The sequence below is a fragment of the Flagellimonas olearia genome (genome assembly GCF_009184425.1).
In the GTDB taxonomy this organism is placed as follows: domain Bacteria; phylum Bacteroidota; class Bacteroidia; order Flavobacteriales; family Flavobacteriaceae; genus Flagellimonas; species Flagellimonas olearia.
The window spans coordinates 606,503-629,507 of record NZ_WELG01000001.1 but is presented as its reverse complement, the minus strand read 5'-3'; the positions used below and the strand labels follow the sequence as shown (position 1 = coordinate 629,507).

Genomic DNA, 23,005 nt, shown 5'->3' with positions numbered 1-23,005 from the left:
CAACAGAGAAGATAATGGACTTATCCGTATGCCATATTCAAGATGGCCAATTCTTAACCATAATCCAGTATAAGAAAACCATAATCATGAAAGTTTGCCATCTTATTACCATTGTTCTGACATTACTAAGCTGCAGTACCCAGAAACAAATTGTGGATAACCCCATTGAACAAGTTGGAGGGGAAGAATGTGTTTTGTCAAAACTTACCAAAACAATCAACTATAGGAGCGTAATTGAAAAATACAAATCCATTTACAAAGACACGGTTATAGAATTTGAGTCATTTATTACGAATTCGTCAGAATACAAAACAATATTGGACCTGAAAAAATCTGAACACTTTTTATGGATTGTAACAATAAAAGAGAATGTTTCTGATTCAACTCTAATTGATTGTGTTTCCACAGTGAAATGGGTCGAGTCGAAATTTAACTTGGATGAATGCGAGATTATAATGGATTATGAAAACTTTGACAGCAATGGGCTTCCCAATAATGGTGGGACTGAAATAGTAAATTTCAAATAAAGTTCATCATCTTTCGAAAGTCAATTAAGCGATGGGAGTCAAATATGACAAATTAGGGATTAATTACAATGTCACAAGAAAGGCCGATCCATTTTTAGTCCAAACCTTTTTAAAATATTTACGGCCAAAATTGAAGGGTATTTATCTGGATATCGGTTGTGGAACAGGAAATTATACGAATGAATTCCAAAAGGAAGGCTATCGATTCATAGGTGTTGACCCCTCACTAGAAATGCTTGAAAAGGCAAGACTGAAAAATAAAAACATAGGTTGGAAAAAGGGTTCTGCTGAAAAATTGGAACTTGCAAACAATTCAGTCGATGGGATTATTGGATGTTTGACTGTTCATCATTGGACCAATATCAATAAGGCCTTTCATGAACTTTACAGGGTACTCAAGACCGATGGAAGAATCGTGATTTTCACGTCAACACCAAAACAGATGAAAGGATATTGGCTTAATCACTATTTCCCAAGAATGTTGGACGATGCAATTACACAAATGCCAAGTCTTTCGCACATGGAAAATGCCATTAAAAAATGTGGTCTTGAAATCGTTGAAACAGAAAAGTATTTTATCCTGCCCAATCTGCAAGATAAATTTCTGTACAGTGGCAAGCACAACCCTGAATACTATTTTGATGAACAAATAAGAAATGGGATATCGTCATTTTCTTCATTGGAGAATCAAATGGAAGTGAAAATAGGACTATCAAAATTAAAAGCGGATATTGACAATGGGGAAGTTCATAAAATCATGGAATCCTATAAAAACAATAAAGGCGACTATCTCTTTATAGTTGGCAGAAAGTCTGTAGGTAACCGATCAAATCAGCAAGTTCAAATCATTCAAAAATAACCCAAGAACCAGCCAAAAGTTCGGAAAAACTACCAGATATGAAATTTTGAATAAGAAAAAGACCCTGATAAAGTTGGGCCATATGATACTTTTTAAGAATCATTGGACAAAGCTTCAGGACGCAAAAAAAATTCAGTACGCAATTTGGATGATTATTCTCAGTCCATTTGTATGGACAACACCAACTAAAAGCAATAGAATAGAAAAAATCACAAAGAATGAAAAAGATAATTAACAGTATAAATACCGCAGTTGTAATTCAATTATTCACACTGACACTGTATGGGCAAGAAAACAAACAGCAAGTGTTCACTACCGACATTGATAATTTTTGGAAAGCCTATGATACGGTCCAAACCATAAACGATAGGCAGCGGCAAATTGACTTGATGCAGACTCTATATATCGACAAGGGTACCAAAGGATTAGAGGTTTTCATGACGTTGCGAAATTTTGGTGCGGAAAGATTGGTGAATACAGTAAATGAATATCCTGAATTCTGGAAATCCATCCGGCCCAATACATTTCTGGTTAAGAGTAAGGAAACAGAAATCAACAGTTCACTAAAGAAATTTCGAAAATTGTATCCTGGCTTACAACCAGCTCAAATTTATTTTACCATTTCCGCCATTCGTTCGGGTGGTACGGTAAAAGACTCCATCGTGATGATAGGAAGTGAAATAGCCACAGGAAATGCAGCTACCAATGTATCGGAATTTCCTGATAAACGATTAGAAACTTTCTTCAAGACTCAAAAGGAAGATTACATTGTTCCAATTGCGATACATGAATATGTGCATACCCAGCAGAAAAGTGAAGGAAAAATTTTATTGGGACAAGCCCTCTGTGAGGGAGCATGCGATTTTATTACGGAATTGGTATTGGAAACAGACCTGCAAAACGCCTACATTTTGTACGGTAAGAAGCACGAAAAGCAATTGAAAGAACAATTCAAGGAAGAAATGTATTCCGAGGACTTTAGCAATTGGCTGTACAATGGGGCGACCACAGAAACCGTAGGTGATTTAGGCTACTTCATGGGATACGCCATTTGTAAGGCCTATTACGACAGTACAGAAAACAAGGAAAACGCAATCGCAGAAATCATTGAACTTGACTATGCGGATACAAATAAGATAAAAGCGTTTTTGCGTCAGTCAAAGTACTATAAGAATTTGTGAGAATAGAACAGATTTGGGAACAGCCTCCCCTTCAGTGATCTTGTCCTTCATAGAGTACCATAATGCCAGGAAAAGGGACGAATGCTGTGGAATAGCAATTTCCAAACTCCTCAAACAAGTTCATATTCCTCGGTACCTGACTATGATAATATGGAAACCATTTGGTTTTAACCATTAAAATAATAATACGGACATGCCTTAAGAGGTATTGTAACCAATAATAAAAATTAACCTGATAAAATCACGGGCAGTGCAAATAGAATCGACTCTTAAAAGAAAAATGATACTGTAAGAATACGCTTTGAACACATTTATTTTTCATTTGGAACATCAAATACCGCTGGTCACAAAATCAATCATTAAAAAAGCTTGAACGGATTAAAATCATGATTACAAAACAAGAAACAGAAAGTTTAGCATATTATGTGCTTGATGTTTTTACATCAGAAAAATATAAAGGAAATCAATTGGCTGTTGTCGTAACAAACGAAGATTTATCATTATCCCTGTATAAAGACATTTCCAAAGAGTTCGGTTATTCCGAAACTTCTTTTATTCGATATTCTAGGGAATCAAATACCCTTAAAGTTCGCTCATTCACACCAACTGGTTTTGAAATAAACGGAGCTGGCCATAACCTTTTGGGTGCAGTACATGCCCTTCTTTTGGATAAAGAACGGTTTAAATCCGATTTAAACGATTTCCCTAAAATAATAATGAAGGACAACCTGGTTGCAATATCGGTGACAGGAAGTAAGCTAGGGCTGCATCAGCAAGCTGCCGTTATAAAAAGCCCCGTCCCAACCACTTCGCTTTGTAAAGCGCTCTCCCTTAAAGAGGAGGATATTGGTTATGAAGAATTGATTCCTACGGTAGTGGCTACCGAAGTTTCACACTTAATGATTCCTTTAAGGAATGAAAAGGTTTTGGCCAAAACAATATCGGATAAAGGACTTTTAAGTGAGCTGGCCAAACAATACCATTTTCAAGGGGTTTATTGCTTCGTCATTACAAAAGAGAATGAAGTCCCCATAAAAGCCAGATTCTTCAATCCAGGAATAGGTATTGATGAAGATCCCGCCACAGGAAGTGCTGCTGGACCTTTGGCTGGATTTCTTCAACATTGGGGATATATAAACAAAAACAGAAATTATAAAATAGCACAGGGAGAGGCTCTCAATAGAAGTTCCATCATTGAAATCCAGGTGCAAGATAATGGGATAATAGTAGGTGGTGATTCTGTAATCGTCATGAAAGGAACTTTATATATTTAATAAAAAAAATGCGATCCAACTCGTTCATACTAAATAAGGACTACTATGTTTCTGTATGCATATCCCAAAATTAGGACAGTACGTTTAATCATTAAATTTACTGATACGACACGTAGAAAATTTACCCCGGAGTTCACGACCAACGTTGTCTGGAAGCCCTGAAAGAGTGGCATAGCCTTATCAATTTGCCCCTAATTTTTAGCCCTATGTGCTTGTAGACCCATAGACACGTTTATGGTTCCATGGATGTCTTCGCTTTCAAAACCCATATGTGGAGTGTTCTTGGGCCAACCGATCAAGTGCTTTTGGAATATCCAATCTTCCTTTTCCTTTGCTTCCTTAACTGTGGGGCGTCCATCTCTCCATATTTGCCCTTCCAATTATAGAATGTGGCTGCACCGGTACCATGGTCATTGCAAGGTTCATACACGGAATCCCTTCCACATGCTGTTTTAAGATTTTGACCACTTCAATCTCGATAAACCTACTTCCTTTCGGGTCTCTAAATTTGCGGTTGTTCCATATTTGACCATAGCTTTTTTAGGACAGCTCTAAATTCAACAATTCTTAATCAATAGTACTTGTTTCAAGGAAGGCTACCTTCGGATTGATTGTAATTTAGACATTACATTTTTAAGCGGCTTACTTTTAAACTTTAATTATTATGTTCCTTCTAAATAATCCCCATACTAAAATGAATAATATCGACAAACTTAAAATGGAATAGACAAGCGAGGCGTTGTAAGGATTAAATATTCTCGTCAATACTTCGTTAAACATCAAATCTTTGATACTATTGAGCGTCCCGTTATCATCAATAATCTTCAAAGATGTGGATTTACCCAATATACTTGCAGCAAAATATGCAATCAGAGCGTTTGAGCCAAAAGCTAGAATTGGTTTTATTTTTTTTTGATATCCTAAAACATCGATAAACCAATATGAGGTTGCAAAAAATAAGATTGCCATGCCTGAAGTATATAAAACATAAGAAGATGTCCAAAGCCGCTTTATCATAGGAAACTCAAAACTCCAAATCCATCCCACAACCAACAAAATATTTCCGACTATAAACATCCAAATTAGTTTAACGTTGTCGGTCATTTTTTCTGATAAGAATAGATGACCAACCAAAACTCCTGAAAGACCTGAAGCTACGGCAGGAACAGTTGTGAAAATGCCCGTTGAATCATACAGGCCTTTGCCTTTTCCGCCCATATATCCATTTAACAACAACCTATCGAACCAAGCTGAAAAGTTGTTTGTTGGATCTAGATTAGGCCTACCGATTCCAGGTATCGGCACAAAGGTCATTATAATGAAATACCCCACCAAAATTGATATAAACCAGATGTATTGACTTTTTTCACCCGCATATAGGTTAATCACAGCACAGAACACAAACACCAAAGCTATTCGTTGGAGTACACCAGGTATTCTAAAAGAAGTAAAATCAAAATCCGGAAACAAATTCAAAAATAGACCTAGCATGAAAATGATTACTGCCCTTTTAATGGACTTTATCAAGAGGTCCCTTCTAGTTTTACCTTTCGAAATCGATTTGTCAAACGCAAAAGCTATTGAAACTCCAACTATAAAAAGAAAAATGGGAAAAATAAGATCGGTAGCGGTACATCCTTCCCATGTGGCATGTGAGAGTTGTTGATACCGAAATTTACTACTACCGGGATCATTGACAACAATCATCGCAATTACTGTGGCGCCTCGAAAAAAATCCAAAGAAGTAACTCGTGTATTCGTCTCTTCCATACCCATACATTTTTAGTTTGATTGAACTCCACATCGATATCAAATGCTTTACATCAAATCCCTACCATTTGATTCGATATATGGATTAGCTGCTAGATATATCAAGCTCGCATTTTCTATGGCATTCGTGAACCAAGAACCGTCAATCCATGTATATAAGAAAGAAGAGATGCTTTGAATTTTCCTTCAAAGGGGCCAATGTACTTCAGTTTGACATCTTTAAAACCCGTACATGAACCCTTCGAAACTTGTTGGCTTTGAATTTACCCATAGTATCCGTTCAAGTATAAAACTCGAACATTCGATCAAGCGGCTTCTTTCTTTTCACTCTTTTCACCTTAAATTCAATTTTTACCAGTACGTACCTTCACCTTCGGCTAAGCTTTCGATTGGAATACAATCTACTCTGGATTCTTTCTCCATAAAACAAGGGCATCTTAGCAATCATAACAACAACATAGATGACTTTCATTCTTGATGTTTGGGTTTAAGATTCTCAGCCTTATTCAATTCACGTATCTTAATATTTTTGAACCATGCATCGTCCTTGTGGTTTTGAAGTACAATATGTCCACTTCGCTTATCCAAAAATTGAAGATAGTCCTTGTACTTACTTAATTTATATACGGAATCCAGCTGTTTGGAACCAAATACATACTCCACTACCCTTTCTCCATTCAACCAATGGGATACATGGTTTCCATCAATGATTATTCGACTGGTATTGAACTCACCGACAGGTTTTGGACGGGCATTGTTTGCAGGTATTAGATCATAAAGACTTCCTGTGAACTGTGAGCATTTTAGCTTTCCAGCATATAGGGTATCCCCATCATCCAATAATTGATATTCAAAGCCTATGGCGGAATGTTTGGAGTATTTCTGGGAGAGTTCCTCGGATACATTATACTTTAATCCTGTATTACCTGCTTTTAGAATCTTCCATTCAAAATAAAGTTCGAAGTCATCATATTTTTTTATCGTCATCAAGTCCCCCCCATTTAAAGGTTGCCCATCGGCCAGTGAAGGTACTTCCCCACTATTCACCTTGTGAACGATACCTTCTTCAATTTCCCAAAGAACACTTTGCGCATCATCATGACCTAAAATACGCCACCCATCAAAGTTTGTACCATTGAACAGCAGTTCCCATCCTTCCCCCTTCTCTTGAACAGTTAACGTATTGTCAGCATTGGTAGCAGTTGAAATGACCCTTGCCATTTTCTTATTCATTTTTCCAGAACAACCAAAGAAACCCAAAGACATTACCATACCAGCAAAGCAGAGATATTTCGCAAGGATGGGTTTTAAAGGTCTTAGCTTCATAAGTTCATTGAAATGATCGGTATATCGAACGGAAAAAAAATATTGCATTCCGTTAAAAAGGTTATGCCTAAGATTTTTGACGACTGATTTCATGAGTTTTATTTTTATAGACTAATTTTTGTTCTCTAGGTAAGTTTCATTTCCCAGCCTTTCTCATAGGAACGCCCCCAAAGCTTTTGGGCCTCTTCGTCGCGGAGAATATGTCCGTTTTCAGGATTTATATCCAAAGACCTTCCGATACGTTGGGAAATGTTACCTAATTGTACCAACAAGGTACTTTTATGTCCAGAGACTATATTGGAATTAAGTTTCTCCCCTTCGGAGATTGCATTATACATATTTTGGATATGGAGTGCATCCAAAGCTTCTGCTGGATTCATTTTATCCCTTGAATCGATTACAGAAACCATCTTTGATTTCTTTAATACGGTCCCATCCAAATCAAAAATGGTATAGCTATCCCCTCCCGGAATCAACATACTCCCCTTTTCTCCATAGAACATAACACCTACCGAACTCCCTTCTATGTTCTTTCCGTTGCAACTTCTACCCTCCCAACAAATGGCCATTTCATTGTCAAAATCGAGATTGATGATTTGGGTATCCGGTGTCTCCCAGTCATCCATATACCGATACCGACCACCATTGGAATTGACCTTTGTAGGATAATCCACTCCCATACCCCATCGTAGAAGATCTATCATATGGGTCCCATTGTTCAACGCCTCCCCTGTTCCCCAATGCCACCTCCAATGCCAATTATAATGGACAATATTATCCTTAAATTGCTTTCTAGGAGCCGGACCTTGCCACAGATCCCAGTCAAGCCATTCAGGGACTGACATCTCCTTTCCAATACCAATGGAAGGACGATTGTTGGTATACCAACCCTTACCAAAATAAACTCGACCAATGACTCCGCTCTTAAGCGCGTTGACACCTTCGATCACATTAGGCCATGAACGCCGTTGATTACCCATTTGAACAATCTTATTGTATCTCAATGCAGCCTGAACCAACAACTCTCCCTCCCTTGGGTTATGGCTACATGGTTTTTCTACATATACATGTTTGCCTGCCTGTAGGGCCAAAAGTGAAGCCGGTGCATGCCAGTGGTCGGGAGCCGCAATCACCAAGGCATCAATATCTTTACTGTCCAGTGATTTCCTAAAATCCACAAAGGTCTTTACCTTTTTGTCCTGCCGTTGCCTGACTGCCTTCATACAGTTGACAATGGCACGACTATCCACATCACAGATATGTAGAACATTAAAATTCCGATGCTGTACAAAATTCTGTGCCAAGGCTTTCCCTCGACTATTGACCCCCATCATGGAAACGTTGATTCTGTTGTTGGCCCCTAAAATTTGCCGATAACTTTTTGCACTGAACTGTGGTAGTACCCCACCGGCCACGAAAAAGGTCGAACCTGTAGCCGCTTTTTTAATGAATTCCCGTCGCGAACTTTGTTTTTCACCCATTTTTAAATTTCTTGAATACCTATTCGGTTTACATATACTATTGACAAACTATTTTGTTGAAAAGATTGGTGTCCCAACATTCCAGAAATTCCCATTCCTCTAAGCAAATCCTTTAAAAATTTAGAATGGCAAGAAGACCGTCTTTATAAATCCATGGCTGCATAACCATAAAATCGATGTTCCCTATTCATGTTTTATGTTTTGGTTAAAACTTAAGCGTTTAAATTTTTAGTTACAGAATACAAAACAATTAAATGCTTTAACGTTTAAGCAATAGTAGATATATTATTTAATATATACAAGTATCTTGTTCATTTTTGATGTATCCTATATTTTACAAATAGTGCTCAAGCGGCCATCCCCCTGTCAGTTTACCAATCCCTTAACTAGATGTGGCATCTTTTTTAAATGAATCCCAATCCTTGGTGGGTCAATCACATGGATGAAATGCCTTGATGGACAAGGTTGTACTGGAATACCAACTGAATTTCCAAGATAAAAACCAGTAGATCAAACTAGATTCCACCTATTTATCTTGCAAGCTGTTAAACGGTCATGGCTATTTAGGTTGTTCCACACCTGTATAATCGTATCTTTGTCCCCTCAATGAAGAAAAGTATAAAACGGGGATATCGCATAGGGAGATATATAGTCTACAAGGAAACATCAGTGGAACCTAAAGAACTATTCTGGTCATTTTTGGGATTCTTCATTGGGATTGCTTGTATTGGAATCATTCAAGGCCAATTTTTGGAGGATCTGACAATATACTATTGATTGGGTCCTTCGGCGCGACAGGCGTATTGATTTATGGAGCCATTCACAGCCCTTTGGCTATCCGTAGCCCAATCCGTCTCTCTCTCTCTCTCTCCATTCTCGCAATGCAATATAGTAAGACTCTCCACCCACCGGGGGGCAACTGCCCTGATTGCAGTTATCGGCACGGATGATATTACCGGATTAGGGTACTGGTATGTTCTTTTTCCAGTACTTAGCGGGGTATTGATAATGCTGTCCATATCTTTGATATTCAATAATATGAAATGCTTCTTAAAATCATATCAAGCCACCACAAATGTTCTATTTTAAAGTTAGGGTCATAAAATGGAAGCTATAATGTCTATTTGAACAACAATCCAAAATAAACCCATCTTGGATTTATCGGTTCACATATAACCGATTTCTTTCTGCACCAAAGAGGAAGTTATTTTCTGTCCAAATGCACATACCCCCCATCTACAAATATGGTTTGGCCACTTATAATACCCGACTTTTTTGAAAGTAGAAAAAGTGTCATGTCAGCCAATTCTGTAGTGGTAGTCATTCTATTCTCCATAGGAATTCTGGAGTTGATGGTCCGCAAAATCTTTTCCGGGTTTTCCCTTTTGGATATCCAAGACTTGTACTGTGGTGTCCAGCACTCAGCTACAACAATAGCATAAGTAGAAATTTCATATCCCCTAAGTTCATGTCCCCACTCCTCTGTTAAGGATACTCTTGCTCCATTGGCTGCAGCATAACCAGAAGTTCCACCTTGACCCGTGGTATATGTTTTTGACACTATATTTATAATGCTCCCTTTTGACTTTTTTAAAAATGGCAGGCATGTCTTGGCCATCAGATGATAATGACCCACATTGTTCTCCAGTGAATTAAAAAATTTAGGGAGCGAACCATGTTCCAGTCCCACTCCATCATTTGTTCCCGCATTGTTTATAAGACCATCTATTTTCCCTTTAATTCTTATAATATCCTTGATAACATTTTTACAGGATTTTTCATCCGTAAGTTCCATATTGAAAGCAATGACTTTTTGACCAAGTTCTCCCAATTCATATATACATGAATTGATGGAAGTGTCATTCCTATCCAAAATACAGGGAACTGCCCCTTCCTCTATTAATCCAAGTAGTATTCCCTTCCCAATACCGGATGCACCCCCGGTCACTATAACCACCTTGTTTCTTAAACCTAAATCCATTGTATATTAATCTGTTTTCCCACCGTATTAATTCTAAAAGCAATAAAACTACATGACGCTTATTCTTTGTAATTAATATGCTCCAACTTATAATTTACCATTTATGTTTCAAATACTCCTCTGTGTGAATCCAACCTCTAAACGTATGGAGCCAAAAAGAGAACCACCGTATTCCTTGTCATACCATGCTCAGTATCAAATATGTGATAAAACTGTCTATATCAAACAGAGTCGATACCATATGGTTCCCATGGAATTACGGATCCCTTAAAAAAAGTTCGATATAAACATCCAATATATTCTTGAGCAATAAGCATACAAACGACCTTACTCGATTCTATTTAGTGTTGTTTTCCTTTCCGCAAAGGGATATCAAAAAACCAACAAGAAAAATAATCCCAGTTCCAAAAACTATGGTCAAATAGGTATGGAATTGATTGCCAAGAGCATTTGGCCCCAGTAAAATATTCGAGAGACTTAACCACAATATTACAGCAAGACCTGATATGACACCAAGAATAGCCCCTACTGTGTTTTTATGTCTTGAAAAAATGGCCAGTAGAAAGAGTCCCAACATACCCCCACTGAATATCGAAGCTAACTTCCACCATGCATCAAGGGCGCTTTTCACATTGATCATTGCAATGGCTATCAAGATTCCAATTATACTTATGACCGAAGAGGCAATGTACAATACGCGCATCCGTTGTTCATTGGTGGCGGTTTTCTTATAGTATTTATTATAATAGTCTGTAAGAAAAACGGTTGCGGAACTGTTGAAGCTTGTAGAAATAGTACTCATTCCCGCAGCAAAGATGGAGGCAATCAATAAGCCGCTCATACCAGAGGGTAAAACATTGACTATAAAATACGGAAAAACACGGTCTCCCATATTTGCTCCTTGGAGTTCCGTGGGTAATGTAGCTACCGATTCGTAGTAAGCAAAAAGCGCTGTACCAATGAAAAGGAAAAGTGCTGAAATTGGCACATATAGTAGCCCCCCCATTAAAGCGGAACGTTTGGCATCCTTGTCCGTCTTTGAAGCCATATAACGCTGCACATAGTTCTGGTCGACCCCATAATTTTGTAGATTGACCACTATGCCATAAATCAGAACAACCCAAAAAGTTGGCTTGGAAAGGTCTAGTTCAAAACTACCCAACCCAAATTTTCGGTTATCCATCGCTATCTCAAACATTTGAAAGGGTCCTTCCGGCATCGAAAAAAGGATAAATCCCAGGCAAACAATGGCACCAACGATTAAAATGATACCCTGGATGGCATCGGTCCAAAGAACCGCTGAGATGCCCCCAAGCATAGAATACACTGCTACAACAAGTCCTGTAAGGACAATAATCGTGGTGATATCCCATCCAGCAATGGCATTCAATGTAAGACCGAGCAGGTAAAGTATGGTCCCTATGCGCATCAGTTGGGTAAGCAAATAGCAAAATGACACATATATTCTTGCCCAAGTACCAAAACGCTGTTCCATAAATGTATAAGCCGACGGACTATTGACCTTTCGATACAATGGCACGAAAAAACGAGAGGCGATCAGAGAGGCAATGGGCAAAGACAAACTAAAGACAAATGCATTCCAATTTGACTGAAACGCATTTCCCGGTAATGCCAAATAACTTATGCTGCTCACAAAAGTTGCGAATATGGACATTGTAATGACCCATTGGGGTATATCTTTATTGCCAAGGGTATATGAAGACGATGTCTTGGTCTTCTTAAAAAAAGTACTTCCGAAAATTGCTATTCCAACTATATAGATTAAAAAAACAACTATATCTAAGGTGTCCATTGTCAGTCTTAATTTGAAAAGGCATTTCCATGCCTGAATATACGTTAGGATAGTGTTTTATGGAGGTTCTTCCGGATCTTTACCAAATTATTGGCCAACTGATCCATTTCTCTTTTTAAAAATGGTTTCAGCGGTGGTGCCAAATAGTTTCCACAGATGTCCAGTAACGATGCCGTACCTTTCAAACCCTTTAAATAGCTTGAATTATATTTTCCAACATTATAGATCAGCGACGAAATTTCCAAAATTTGGCGTTGCAAAATCTTAATGGACTCAAAGTCATGGTCTACCGCTGCATTGTACATACGAACATACAGTTCTGGGAATAGGTTCGCTCCACCATTTACCCCTCCATTGCCACCCATTAAAACTGTCTCGGCCATGATTTCCTCAGGCCCCACAAAAAGTGCAAAATCCTCTCTTTTGATACTATATTTTAAACTTTGAAAGTAAACCGTATTGGCTGAACTGTCCTTAAGACCGATTATATTTTCATGGGCGGATAAACGCACAACCGTATCTATCGACATGGAAATTTTGGTCATTGAGGGCATATTATAAAGAAATATGGGAAGTTTTGAACGGTCTGCCAAATCCCAGTAAAACTCAAATAGTTCTTCTTGACCCAATTGAAAATAAAAGGGTGGAGCAGCAACTACTGCATCAGCTCCAAAATCATGAGCCAAGGAAACCAACTCCAAGCTTTCTTCAATGGATGTATCGGTAATACCTACCAATACCGGGACTCTTCCATGCACATGACCAATGGTCTGTTCAATCAATTCCCTCCTAGTGCGATAGCTTAAACTTGTGGATTCTCCCGTGGTTCCCAAAATAAATATTCCATTGACCCCGCCATCTATCATATGGTCGATCAATTTTTTTACAGCAGGACGATCCAAGGTCCAATCTGATAAAAGTGGGGTCAACATCGGTGGTATTATTCCACTGAGTGTTCCGATAAAATCATTTTTGGATTTCTTCATTATTGTTTTTTGCTTTTCTTTAAGATCAGGGTTGTTACGAATCTATTCCCATGGTTTGACAACCTCACCAAAAAGTATGCCCTGTGCTATTTAAGGGAAGCCAAAGATGAATGGTCAAAATGCCCTAATTAACACATGAATGCAATTTAGAATCTGCCATTACTTGCAGGCAGTCCTCTTTTTTGATATTAAGCCCTATTCTTTTCAAATGGCACGTATTTCCATGTCAAAACTTGATAGACCATTTTTTCAACTTGTTCTATTTATAAGTGACACTAATCGAATTGTGACGGATCAAAAATTGTCGATGCGATATACCTATAAGGCTTCTCTTTGTTGGTAAGCGCATGGTTCCAATAATATACCATTACAAGTTTTCCATCCGGTCTTTGGGTCATTCTAGGGTAACCAACATCCCTATTTGCCCCATCACCACAACGTAACGTTATTTCATCACCCCAAGTAGCACCATTATCCTTGCTTAGTTTTAGATGCACCCTAGATCCATTATCACTCCTAAATATATATCCCAATGCCAATCTACCATCTTTCAATTTGACCAATGCTGGGGGTGACCCACCTCTTCCCGTATGTAAAACTGGATTCTTAAGTCTTTCCCAAGACTTTCCATTATCCTGAGAGCGGTAGGCGGAAATATAATCCAATCCGTCTTCAGTACGGGTTCGGATTGTTGTGAACAGTTCTGTATCGGAAAGACGAAGTGAGGAGGGCATAATATCAAAGCCATCATGCTCCGAGGTAATCCATGATTCCAATTTCCACGTTAATCCACCATCCTGGGTTCGGGCCATACCCACCCTTCCCTCTTCTCCATTGGACTTGGCAGCGGTAATGAAGACGGTCAATGTTTGTTTTCCATCAATGATGTAATCCGTTCGGTTCGCAATACCCCCAGTCCCAAGGTTTGGAAATTCAAATGCTCCTTTCCATGTTCTCCCTTTGTCACTTGAATAGTAAAACTGCGACGGGCCATAATCATTGTTATGTCGTGTAAAGGTCAGTGCAAAACCAGGCGCTGTAAAATCTTTAATGGGTTCTGTCAGGACCATAGGTTTTTTCGCTTTATCTTCGGACATACGATGGTTGTGCCCCCAAGTTTTTTGTCCCATTTCAAAAGCATCCGAAGTTGTCCAGCTATCTCCCCCGTCCAAGCTTCGGGCATATTTACTTTTTGAAGTTGAAGCGTCATACGTATGAAGCCCTTTATTCTTTTCCAAATATGAGGCTTCGACATAACCGACCAATATCTCACCGTCCCAAGTCCACATGCCATGATTCGCCGGCCACCCTCCATATTTCCCTTCTTCATAGAACACTATATCATGTTCAATATTCCAGTCATTACTCTGGGACCATCCCCTATCAACTTGAAAAAATATAAGTATAAGTAGCACCTTAACTATGTTTTGCATATACTTTTCGGTTATTCTAAAACTGTATTCCATTTTTAAAAAAGTTTGTTACTGATTCATTGATTAAGTTAATGCTTTTTGGTATCCCTATAAGTTGCCCCAAATGTTCCTTGCCAAGCAATTGATTAGCTATTCCCCAAGCACATTCGATCCATTTATTATTCATATATACTTGGACAGATACCCCATCCTATCTAGGGCACCTTGTTATTATTGTTCACTTTATCCAGACCTCTTAAGACACTCACCGTGTTTATATGGTTGGATATACATTTACTTGTACATTAAGGTTTGGAATCATCAATTTAAACGTTTAAGCAATTTAATGAAAAAAAAAATCATTCCTCCTCTATACCACCCAATGTAGTTTTTAACTGCAATTTTTTTATGGCTCCATTATATTTACTCTGTATATTATCGATAAGCATTGCTAGTGCAGCTTTGCCCATTTGTTTGATTGGTTGGTTCATGTAAGGGATATGATTTTCCAAAAAATGATACGCAGAATTTTGGTCGAACACCATAACCCCAATTTTCTTTAAAGTTTCCCTATCCTTCCCAAGCATTTGTCGAATTCCTTCTTCGGCCAAAGTGTTGGTCTGAAAAAAAATGGCGTCCGCCAGATCATTACCGATGAGCTCATCAATAGCTTTTCCCATATCCTTCTTCGAAGAACCTCTCTCTATCTTTACCACAAGATTCTCGTCAAGAGACATACCGGCCTGTTCAAGAGCCTTATAATACCCACGACATCTATCGTCAAAATGGGCCAATTTTGATTTATAGGCAATAGTTGCTATTCTCTTATATCCCTTTTTTATCAAATAATTGGTGGCCGATAAAGAAGCTGCGACATTATCAACAATGACAAAGTTTGCATCCAAATCTTCAAAATATCTATCGATCAATACCACATTGTTTTTATTCTTCAATAACTCGGATATCGATGCTTTGGAGCCCTCAGGTGGAGCTATGATAAAACCATCCACCTGCCTACTCAACATAAACTCCAAGACCTTATCAAACTTTTCAATCTTTTCATCGGAAGATCCAAAAATCACCGTATAGTCCCTCAAAAACGCTTCATCTTCAATGACTCTGGCCATATTCGAAAAGAATGGGTTTGAGATATCGGCCAGGATGACCCCAATTGTCTTTGTTTTATTGGTCTTTAAACTTCGGGCACTTAAATTTGGCTGATAATTTAATTCTTTGGCCACTTTAAGGATTTTTTCAGCTGTTTCTTCCGATACCCTATTTTGTTTTCCCTTACCGGTCAACACATAAGAAACCAATGGAATGGACACACCAACTTTGTTCGCTATATCTTTTAATGACACTGGAGACCCCATAAATGCTTTAACGTTTAAACAAACGTAAAGAATAATTATGTATCGCACAAATAAAAAAATAAGCCATGAAATCGGTCTCAAATTGACAGTCCAATCCTTTCTGTTCGTTGTTCCATTACCATCAACGAAATGCAGTGGCATAGTTGAGTTTCTATTTGTATAGAGGTCCATAATTTATACAGGCCCTATAGTCCGCAGATTCACAATCCATCCCAAAAGAGGCCCAATCCTTTGGCCTAAAAATACCACCCTCTTCAATATTGTGCATATTCACAGGTATTCTTAGCATGGAGCAAACAGTGATCAGATCATGGCCATAATGTCCATAGCTGAATGCACAATGGTTAGCTCCCCAATTGGCCATTACAGAATATACATCCTTGAACCCTGGTTTCTCACATAGCCTAGGAACGAACCAGGTAGTGGGCCATGTAGGGTTTGTTCTTTCATCCAATGTGTCATGAACGTCTTTTGGGAGTTCAACTGTCCAACCCTCTGCAATCTGCATTACCGGTCCCAACCCCTTTACAAGATTGATTCGATACATGGTCACAGGCATTCCTCCTTTGGTTACAAAACGGGACGAATATCCTCCTCCCCCAAAGTATTCATACATTGCTGGAGGCCAATCAGTCGCCCTTAGACATTCTTCCACTTCCTCATCAGTTATTTCCCAAAAAGGTTTCATAGCGGGCAAACCATTTTTCTCTTGTTTTCCGGTCCCGTCCAAGGTTGATGAACCAGAATTGATCAAATGGATGATCCCGTTGGCCGCCCTGCCTTCCAAGACATGGTCCGTCACCCTCTTTACGGATTCCGGACTCCAATAAGTTCTTACATCAGAGAACACTTGTGCTTGGTTTGTAAGAAGATATCCCAAAAGCATGGACACACCGTTCAGGCAATCATTCTCTGTAGCCATTATAAACGGCGGCCGCAATCCATTCCAATCAAAGGAAGAATTTAGAATGGCTTCCATAAAGTCTCCATTGGGCATATAGTCATTCCATTGTCGCTGACCTTGGAAACCCGCCGCTATGGCATTATGTCCCAATGCTTCCTCACCAAATCCCAACTCTTCCAACGCTGGATTACCTACCATTAAATCCCTACATATCAAGGTCATCTTTACAATCATTTCCCACTCCTCATCCATACGTTCCCTGGATTTTTTGAGATATTCGGGATTTCTATTCCGGCCTTCCTTGCATTTCTCCTTCACCCAGGTCATCGCTTCTCCAAATTCATTTCGGTCAAAAATCCCATTTAGCATTCTACGGTTAATTTCACTCATATCCACATACTCGTTTCTCATCCCCAAATAATCCTGAAAAAAAACCTCATCCACAATTGAACCTGCAATACCCATGGATACCGATCCGATGGACAGATAGGACTTACCCTTGATTTGGGCAACTACCAAACCTGATCGGGCAAACTGCAATAAACGCTCCCTTACATCATCAGGCAGGTGATCACTGTCATTATCCTGTACATCAACCCCATAAATACCGAATGCCGGAAGTCCTTTTTGCACATGTCCCGCCAAGGCGGCGGCCAAGTAAACCGCCCCGGGTCTTTCCGTACCATTGAATCCCCATATTGCCTTTGGTCTTGTTGGGTTCATGTCAATGGTTTCGGTCCCATAGCACCAACAAGGCGTTACTGTAATGGAAAGACCTACCCCTTCCCTAGCGAACTTTTGCTCACAGGCTTCCGCCTCAGGGACCCTTCCTATCGTTGTATCTGCAATGACACATTGGACAGAAGTTCCGTCACCATATTTTAAGTTGTCCGAAATTAGTTTTGAAACTTTTTCCGCCATACCCATGGTGGTCTTCTCCAATGATTCCCGGACACCTCCCAATCGAGCATCGATTACTGGTCTTATACCTACTTTGGGATAGGCTTTCAATAGATTGTTGTTTACTGCCATTATAAAATTTTTAGCGATTACGGTAATTACTGTTCGTACCTTCAGTATTCTCTTGATAATGCACCTTCTTCCACAAATCCTCCAAAACTTTTATATCCTTCATATAGTCTTTTGTATTTCTGGGTATTGATCGGATTCGGAATAAATTCTTTGTCAAAACCAGCTCCCATCCTTTTTTGGGCCTGTCCAAAAGAATGATGGATTTTCGCGGATACGGCAGCTGCCATAGCTGCACCCAAGGCAACCGGTTGTTCAGATTTTATGACCTTGATCGGTTGGTCAAGCACATCGGCAAGGACCTGCATGACAAAATTCGACTTATACGCCACCCCGCCAATTCCAATTATTCCATGAACTTGCACCCCTTGTCCTTTAAAATGTTCTATTATGTCTTTAGAACCAAAAGCAGTAGCCTCGACCAAAGATTTGAATATGGCTGGTGCAGTAGTGCCTATATCAAGACCATAGATTCCACCTTTGACCGTTTGGTTGGAGTAGGGAGTCCGTCTTCCATTGAACCAATCCAAGGCCACAGGTCCACTTACATCGCCCATCATTCCTTCTGCAGCAAATGTTAATGTCTGCAATATGGTTTGGGTCACTTTTTTTTGGATATTCTGCTTGATTTCAACATCAATACTTTCATCGTTCTCAAGAATTTGATTCAATGGCCAAATAAGCATCTTGCCAAACCACGCATATACATCACCAAAAGCAGCTTGGCCTGCCTCCAACCCAATCATTCCTGGAAGAATAGATCCATCTACCTGTCCACAGATACCTTTGATCGGCCCGCCGATGGTTTCTTTTGGTGCTATAAGCATATCACAGGTGGATGTCCCCATGACCTTGACCAACCAACCTTCCGTTATCTCTCCGCCTATGGCTCCGATATGTGCATCCAATGAACCAACACCAATTATCGTATTTGGTGGAAATCCAAACTTATCTGCCCATTGCTTGGATAAGGTTCCGGAAACTTGTTCTGAGGTATAGGTGACACTACCCAACCTTTTGCGTATTCCTCCCAAAATTGGGTCCAACCGTACAAAAAAGTCCAATGGTGGAAATCCGCCCCACTCCTCATGCCACATGGCCTTATGACCTGCCGCACACCTACTTCTCTTCAATTGAAGTGGATCCGTATTCCCAGTAAGCAAAGCCGTAAACCAATCACAGTGTTCGACCCAAGAGAATATTTTATCCTTGACCATCGAATCCTCCCTTAACACATATAGCAATTTGGCCCAATACCATTCAGAGGAATACTCACCACCAACATATTTTGTATAATCAACAGAACACCGGTCATGACACAATCTGTTTACTTCGTCGGCCTCTTCTATGGCGGAATGATCCTTCCACAAAAAGAACATGGCATTTGGGTTTTCTGAAAATTCTTCCGTCATGGATAATGCAATACCCATTTCATCCACTGCTATGGGTGAACTTCCCGTACTGGCCACGGAGATACCTTTGACCGATTCCAAATCTTCTTTACACATCATTGCAATGGTTTGAAACATTGCTCTTTCAAAACTTTGAATATGATCCATGGGGTGTTGTCGAAATCGGGATTTTTCAGGTTGACAATACATGCCTTTCCCCCACCTCTCATAAGGGGCACTTCCATTTGCCAAGACTTCCCCATTGTTCGTATCTACAGCCTGTATTCTGACAGAATCTGTCCCAAAATCCACTCCAATGGTAATTCCCATATTCATATTACGATTAAAAAAGTTTTTGCTTTATCGATTAAGCAAGAATATACATTTAATTTTAAACTTCAAAAAAAGAGTTTACTTATCAGTGATTTTTTTGATCAAAGCTTGGATGAAGTATGCTTTTTATCGAAGCATTCACGAACAGCAACAAGATTTCCACCAACCGCTTCCCTATCAACTATGGTTTCACTATAAACATGTCCCCTCCATACGGACGTAACTTTCCGGTAACAACCCATAATGAACACAAGTACGTTATACCCGTAATCACCTAAAATAGAATTGATGGTTTTCCTCATATTTTAATCATTGATTTCATTTGGTTTTTTTATAGCAATCCCTTCCATCGGTCAACCACTCCAAAGTAACACGAACAAATGCATTCTCCCTATACTTATCCTTTTCAAAAAACAAACCTATATCCCCATTGGGAAGAATGGTCATTGATGAATAAGCCGAGCTCCCTTGATAAATGGTCTTCCCTTCCGTCCATGTCTTTCCTTCATCATAACTTATTCTTATGGTCATGTTTTTACGGTCATCCCTCATTCTTGCATTGGAAAAGAGAAGTCTATTTTTGTCTGCCCCATCATTGATTGAAGTGTATCTGATCAAACTCGCATTACAACCTGGATCAATAAGGGATGGGTCGGATTTGGACACCCAACTTTTTCCTTCATCAGACGATAAATGGACGTACCTTTCTCCATTTCCCTTTACCCTGCTATTGATCATCCATGTCCCATCTACCAATTCTATCACCTTGGACTCATTTCCTGGTAGGATCGGGGTATCGATCAAATACCAACTCTCCCCATGGTCATCGCTTCCGAAGAGGTGAAGCCCATTCTCCTTGTTCACCAAAGTATGCAGTAATTTGCCATTTCTAGTTTGGGTGCCTCTCCCTGATGTAATGAATTTAAAATCATTGCGCCATTCCGGTTTAGTGATTTGCGAGGTTAAGTCAACAGGAAGGCTCCAGGTTTTCCCATGGTCCGTGCTCTTAATCACTTTTAAATAATAGACATCCTTTTCCTTATCCAAATCCATAAAATTAAAAAACAGGAAAATCACACCGGTCGTTTCATCTACGATCATGGACGGGTCGGAAGCCGATCGGCCCAAGGGGTAATCGACCACGGTTTCGATTTCAGACCATGAATCTCCACTATCGTCACTACGTCGAATAACGATATTTATATCCTTGCTCAACTTCAAATCTCCACATGAAGGGACTCTTTCATCAATGGCCGCGATCAAATCCCCATTTTGGGCAGTAATGATTGAAGGTATTCTATAACAGGAAACATCTTCCCGGTCCTCGGCATTGAATAAATTTATATAATCCAGTTCTTGTTTTTTGGCCGAGGCTTGCTCCTCTTGCGGATAAACCAGTAAGGACATCATTAAAAAAAGAATTGTTGGCAAAGCTTTCATTTTAGTATATATTTTGGTTCTTACAATAACAGTGGACGGTTGACCCTCTCTCCATCTTGGTCCAAGGAGATCATAACGGATTCCTCTCGATTGGGCTGACGGTCATTTCAATATTTCGATCTGCATTCCTTTATATTTCATAGTAGCAAAGCAGCTTCTTTATCAAGATATAGCCAAGTTGATGTATGGGTCCGTAGAATCGAAGCAGGAATATTGGGAGTAATCTTGTTTTCAATGGTATTTTTCACTGCTATGTCCTTACGCTTGTCAGGAATGGAACAAATAATATTTTTTGATTTTAATATTTGTTTGATTGACATGGTGATTGCTCCTTTCGGAACCTCAGTCAAACTTTTAAACCACCCCTCCCCCATTTGTTGCCTTTTACAGGCTTCGTCCAATTCAACAATGATGTAGGGCTCGTTGGTATCGAAATTGGCGGGAGGATCATTAAATGCCAAATGCCCATTTTCCCCAATTCCGGCAAAAGTCACATCAATCGACACCTTATCGATTCTAGCATTGAGTCGTTTACATTCTTCTTTAGGATTGGTCTCACCATTAATAAAGTTGAATTCACCAATGTTCGTCTTATCAACAAACCGTTCCTTTAAGTATTTTCCAAAGGACGCGGAATGTGTCATCGGTATTCCAATATATTCATCCAAATGAAAACAGGTTACCTTGGTCCAATCCAACTCCTTTTTGACCAATTCTTCCAAGGTTTCAAATTGTGAAGTCCCTGTTGCAAGAACGATATTGGCCTTCCCGTTCCTTTTAATGGCCTCATCAATAAGTTCGGCCCCTTTATTGGCAGCGGCCACACCCAACTCTTTTTTGGTTTCAAAAATTTCGATGTTCATTAATTTAAAACTTTAATAGTTGTAATGGATTCGCATATGTGAGCTTATGGATCTCCTCTTCGCTAAATCCAAGTTCTTTTTTTAGATTAAGGGCACTGGATTTCATGTCCAATGCCGAACCAGAAAAGTTCAGCTTTCCGGGTTCCCTGACCACCCTATCCTCTCCCACTTCCAGCTCTATATCATTAAACCGGTACCTCCCTGGTCCAGCACCGGAAGCTGCCATTGCGTCCGTAGTGATCATACAATTTTCCACTCCTGCCATACTGATGTAATTTTTTAGCGCATAAAATGGAACGTGGACCCCGTCCGCTATAAAGCATATTTTGATGGCTCCACTCAGGGAAAGTACTTTTTGAATAATATTATCATGCCTTGGCAATACTTGGGGACACCCGTTTCCCAAGTGGGTAAACATACTTAATCCGGCATCAATGGCCGATCTTAAGACCTTCAAGCTTGGATTACAATGTCCTGCGGAGACTATAACATCTTTGGAGTATAGAAATTTGGTCAATACATTATGGGAATCCATCTCAGGGGCCAAGGTAACCACCCGACATAAACCTTCGGCAGCATCCAACAGTTCTTCCAACTTTCCCCTGTTGGGGCTTAAAATATGATTTTTGGGATGTGCGCCCCTATATCCTTCCTCCCTATTGATAAAAGGTCCTTCCAAATGGATACCTTTAATCATCTTCCCGATCAAACTGTCCTGTTTTCGATAATTGACCAGATTTTTGATTCGCAAGACCATGGCATCAAAATTGGCTGTTATAATGGTTGCCAATATTCCTTCCACATGATCATTCATCAACTTTGAACAAGATAGTTTCAAATCCTCCAACGTCAGATCATTCTGGTTGTAGTCCACCCCACCATATCCATTTACCTGAATATCAAAATATTTAGTGTCCATTGTACGATGACCCCTGTAGGTCTCCTCTTTTAAGTTCTATTTAACCGTACGGCAGGAAGGACTTCCGTTGACCTATGGCAGAATGATGATTCCATCACCTGACTTCAGACTACCCGAACATCCCCTACAGTATTCAAAAAATT

At 39.5% G+C, this 23,005-nt stretch carries 19 protein-coding genes; 5 read left to right on the top strand and 14 right to left on the bottom strand.

The features are described from left to right. Nucleotides 1–152: 152 nt before the first annotated feature. The 4 genes from F8C76_RS02555 (at nucleotide 153) to F8C76_RS02540 (ending at nucleotide 3,841) form a co-directional block, all read left to right on the top strand. Nucleotides 153–527, top strand: a complete 375-nt coding sequence (locus F8C76_RS02555; protein ID WP_152130341.1) for a hypothetical protein — start codon at nucleotides 153–155, stop codon at nucleotides 525–527. A 31-nt stretch (nucleotides 528–558) separates the two neighbouring features. Further along, nucleotides 559–1,386, top strand: a complete 828-nt coding sequence (locus tag F8C76_RS02550) for a class I SAM-dependent methyltransferase (RefSeq protein ID WP_152130340.1) — start codon at nucleotides 559–561, stop codon at nucleotides 1,384–1,386. Between the two features lie 218 nt (nucleotides 1,387–1,604). Beyond that, nucleotides 1,605–2,567, top strand: a complete 963-nt coding sequence (locus tag F8C76_RS02545) for a gliding motility protein GldB-related protein (protein WP_152130339.1) — start codon at nucleotides 1,605–1,607, stop codon at nucleotides 2,565–2,567. A 386-nt stretch (nucleotides 2,568–2,953) separates the two neighbouring features. Next, nucleotides 2,954–3,841 carry a PhzF family phenazine biosynthesis protein gene (locus tag F8C76_RS02540; RefSeq protein ID WP_152130338.1) on the top strand — a complete coding sequence of 296 codons (888 nt, stop codon included), beginning with the start codon at nucleotides 2,954–2,956 and terminating at the stop codon, nucleotides 3,839–3,841. A 295-nt stretch (nucleotides 3,842–4,136) separates the two neighbouring features. On the opposite strand, the gene F8C76_RS19070 is transcribed toward F8C76_RS02540, so the two are convergent. From F8C76_RS19070 to F8C76_RS02525, 4 genes are all read right to left on the bottom strand, one after another. Then, nucleotides 4,137–4,271 carry a hypothetical protein gene (locus F8C76_RS19070; RefSeq protein WP_369126709.1) on the bottom strand — a complete coding sequence of 45 codons (135 nt, stop codon included), beginning with the start codon at nucleotides 4,269–4,271 and terminating at the stop codon, nucleotides 4,137–4,139. A 218-nt stretch (nucleotides 4,272–4,489) separates the two neighbouring features. Further along, on the bottom strand, nucleotides 4,490–5,611 hold the full coding sequence (locus F8C76_RS02535) for an acyltransferase family protein (RefSeq protein WP_170283960.1): 1,122 nt from the start codon (nucleotides 5,609–5,611) through the stop codon (nucleotides 4,490–4,492). A 468-nt stretch (nucleotides 5,612–6,079) separates the two neighbouring features. Continuing rightward, the gene (locus F8C76_RS02530) at nucleotides 6,080–7,030 is read right to left on the bottom strand and encodes a 3-keto-disaccharide hydrolase (RefSeq protein WP_152130336.1); all 951 of its coding nucleotides are present in this window, start codon (nucleotides 7,028–7,030) and stop codon (nucleotides 6,080–6,082) included. A 32-nt stretch (nucleotides 7,031–7,062) separates the two neighbouring features. Then, nucleotides 7,063–8,418 carry a Gfo/Idh/MocA family protein gene (locus F8C76_RS02525; protein ID WP_152130335.1) on the bottom strand — a complete coding sequence of 452 codons (1,356 nt, stop codon included), beginning with the start codon at nucleotides 8,416–8,418 and terminating at the stop codon, nucleotides 7,063–7,065. Nucleotides 8,419–9,228: 810 nt separating this feature from the next. On the opposite strand from F8C76_RS02525, the gene F8C76_RS19065 reads away from it, so the two are divergent. Then, complete coding sequence (locus F8C76_RS19065; RefSeq protein ID WP_152130334.1) at nucleotides 9,229–9,507, top strand: HPP family protein; 279 nt, start codon at nucleotides 9,229–9,231, stop codon at nucleotides 9,505–9,507. A gap of 115 nt (nucleotides 9,508–9,622) precedes the next feature. Here F8C76_RS19065 and F8C76_RS02515 read toward each other — a convergent pair whose 3' ends face one another. From F8C76_RS02515 to F8C76_RS02470, 10 genes are all read right to left on the bottom strand, one after another. Next, nucleotides 9,623–10,399: an SDR family oxidoreductase gene (locus F8C76_RS02515; RefSeq protein ID WP_152130333.1), complete on the bottom strand. Its 777-nt coding sequence runs from the start codon at nucleotides 10,397–10,399 to the stop codon at nucleotides 9,623–9,625. Between the two features lie 337 nt (nucleotides 10,400–10,736). Beyond that, nucleotides 10,737–12,212 (bottom strand): sodium:solute symporter family protein, encoded by a 1,476-nt coding sequence (locus F8C76_RS02510; RefSeq protein WP_152130332.1) that lies wholly within the window; start codon nucleotides 12,210–12,212, stop codon nucleotides 10,737–10,739. A gap of 44 nt (nucleotides 12,213–12,256) precedes the next feature. Then, nucleotides 12,257–13,198 carry a dihydrodipicolinate synthase family protein gene (locus tag F8C76_RS02505; protein WP_152130331.1) on the bottom strand — a complete coding sequence of 314 codons (942 nt, stop codon included), beginning with the start codon at nucleotides 13,196–13,198 and terminating at the stop codon, nucleotides 12,257–12,259. 275 nt (nucleotides 13,199–13,473) lie between these two features. Continuing rightward, nucleotides 13,474–14,613, bottom strand: coding sequence for an exo-alpha-sialidase (locus F8C76_RS02500; RefSeq protein WP_170283959.1), 1,140 nt, complete (start codon nucleotides 14,611–14,613; stop codon nucleotides 13,474–13,476). 356 nt (nucleotides 14,614–14,969) lie between these two features. Continuing rightward, nucleotides 14,970–15,983: a LacI family DNA-binding transcriptional regulator gene (locus tag F8C76_RS02495; protein WP_283016252.1), complete on the bottom strand. Its 1,014-nt coding sequence runs from the start codon at nucleotides 15,981–15,983 to the stop codon at nucleotides 14,970–14,972. Nucleotides 15,984–16,134: 151 nt separating this feature from the next. Beyond that, entirely contained in the window at nucleotides 16,135–17,919 is a 1,785-nt protein-coding gene (locus F8C76_RS02490; RefSeq protein ID WP_152130328.1) for an L-fucose isomerase, read from the bottom strand. Nucleotides 17,920–17,960: 41 nt separating this feature from the next. Next, nucleotides 17,961–19,637 (bottom strand): ribulokinase, encoded by a 1,677-nt coding sequence (locus F8C76_RS02485; protein ID WP_211372108.1) that lies wholly within the window; start codon nucleotides 19,635–19,637, stop codon nucleotides 17,961–17,963. 321 nt (nucleotides 19,638–19,958) lie between these two features. Then, nucleotides 19,959–21,050, bottom strand: a complete 1,092-nt coding sequence (locus tag F8C76_RS02480) for a sialidase family protein (protein WP_249042340.1) — start codon at nucleotides 21,048–21,050, stop codon at nucleotides 19,959–19,961. Between the two features lie 167 nt (nucleotides 21,051–21,217). Next, on the bottom strand, nucleotides 21,218–21,943 hold the full coding sequence (locus tag F8C76_RS02475) for a glucosamine-6-phosphate deaminase (protein WP_152130325.1): 726 nt from the start codon (nucleotides 21,941–21,943) through the stop codon (nucleotides 21,218–21,220). Nucleotides 21,944–21,947: 4 nt separating this feature from the next. Next, nucleotides 21,948–22,862 carry an N-acetylglucosamine-6-phosphate deacetylase gene (locus F8C76_RS02470; RefSeq protein ID WP_152130324.1) on the bottom strand — a complete coding sequence of 305 codons (915 nt, stop codon included), beginning with the start codon at nucleotides 22,860–22,862 and terminating at the stop codon, nucleotides 21,948–21,950. Nucleotides 22,863–23,005 lie beyond the last annotated feature (143 nt).

Excerpts from the sequence above, each read along its gene's own strand:
- F8C76_RS02525 (WP_152130335.1), bottom strand. The coding sequence starts at position 8,418 with ATGGGTGAAAAACAAAGTTCGCGACGGGAATTCATTAAAAAAGCGGCT.
- F8C76_RS19065 (WP_152130334.1), top strand. The coding sequence starts at position 9,229 with ATGGAGCCATTCACAGCCCTTTGGCTATCCGTAGCCCAATCCGTCTCT.
- F8C76_RS02550 (WP_152130340.1), top strand. The coding sequence starts at position 559 with ATGGGAGTCAAATATGACAAATTAGGGATTAATTACAATGTCACAAGA.
- F8C76_RS02490 (WP_152130328.1), bottom strand. The coding sequence starts at position 17,919 with ATGGCAGTAAACAACAATCTATTGAAAGCCTATCCCAAAGTAGGTATA.
- F8C76_RS02485 (WP_211372108.1), bottom strand. The coding sequence starts at position 19,637 with ATGGGAATTACCATTGGAGTGGATTTTGGGACAGATTCTGTCAGAATA.
- F8C76_RS02545 (WP_152130339.1), top strand. The coding sequence starts at position 1,605 with ATGAAAAAGATAATTAACAGTATAAATACCGCAGTTGTAATTCAATTA.
- F8C76_RS02470 (WP_152130324.1), bottom strand. The coding sequence starts at position 22,862 with ATGGACACTAAATATTTTGATATTCAGGTAAATGGATATGGTGGGGTG.
- F8C76_RS02535 (WP_170283960.1), bottom strand. The coding sequence starts at position 5,611 with ATGGAAGAGACGAATACACGAGTTACTTCTTTGGATTTTTTTCGAGGC.
- F8C76_RS02475 (WP_152130325.1), bottom strand. The coding sequence starts at position 21,943 with ATGAACATCGAAATTTTTGAAACCAAAAAAGAGTTGGGTGTGGCCGCT.
- F8C76_RS02495 (WP_283016252.1), bottom strand. The coding sequence starts at position 15,983 with ATGGGGTCTCCAGTGTCATTAAAAGATATAGCGAACAAAGTTGGTGTG.
- F8C76_RS02480 (WP_249042340.1), bottom strand. The coding sequence starts at position 21,050 with ATGATGTCCTTACTGGTTTATCCGCAAGAGGAGCAAGCCTCGGCCAAA.
- F8C76_RS02515 (WP_152130333.1), bottom strand. The coding sequence starts at position 10,399 with ATGGATTTAGGTTTAAGAAACAAGGTGGTTATAGTGACCGGGGGTGCA.
- F8C76_RS02505 (WP_152130331.1), bottom strand. The coding sequence starts at position 13,198 with ATGAAGAAATCCAAAAATGATTTTATCGGAACACTCAGTGGAATAATA.
- F8C76_RS02530 (WP_152130336.1), bottom strand. The coding sequence starts at position 7,030 with ATGAAATCAGTCGTCAAAAATCTTAGGCATAACCTTTTTAACGGAATG.
- F8C76_RS02540 (WP_152130338.1), top strand. The coding sequence starts at position 2,954 with ATGATTACAAAACAAGAAACAGAAAGTTTAGCATATTATGTGCTTGAT.
- F8C76_RS02510 (WP_152130332.1), bottom strand. The coding sequence starts at position 12,212 with ATGGACACCTTAGATATAGTTGTTTTTTTAATCTATATAGTTGGAATA.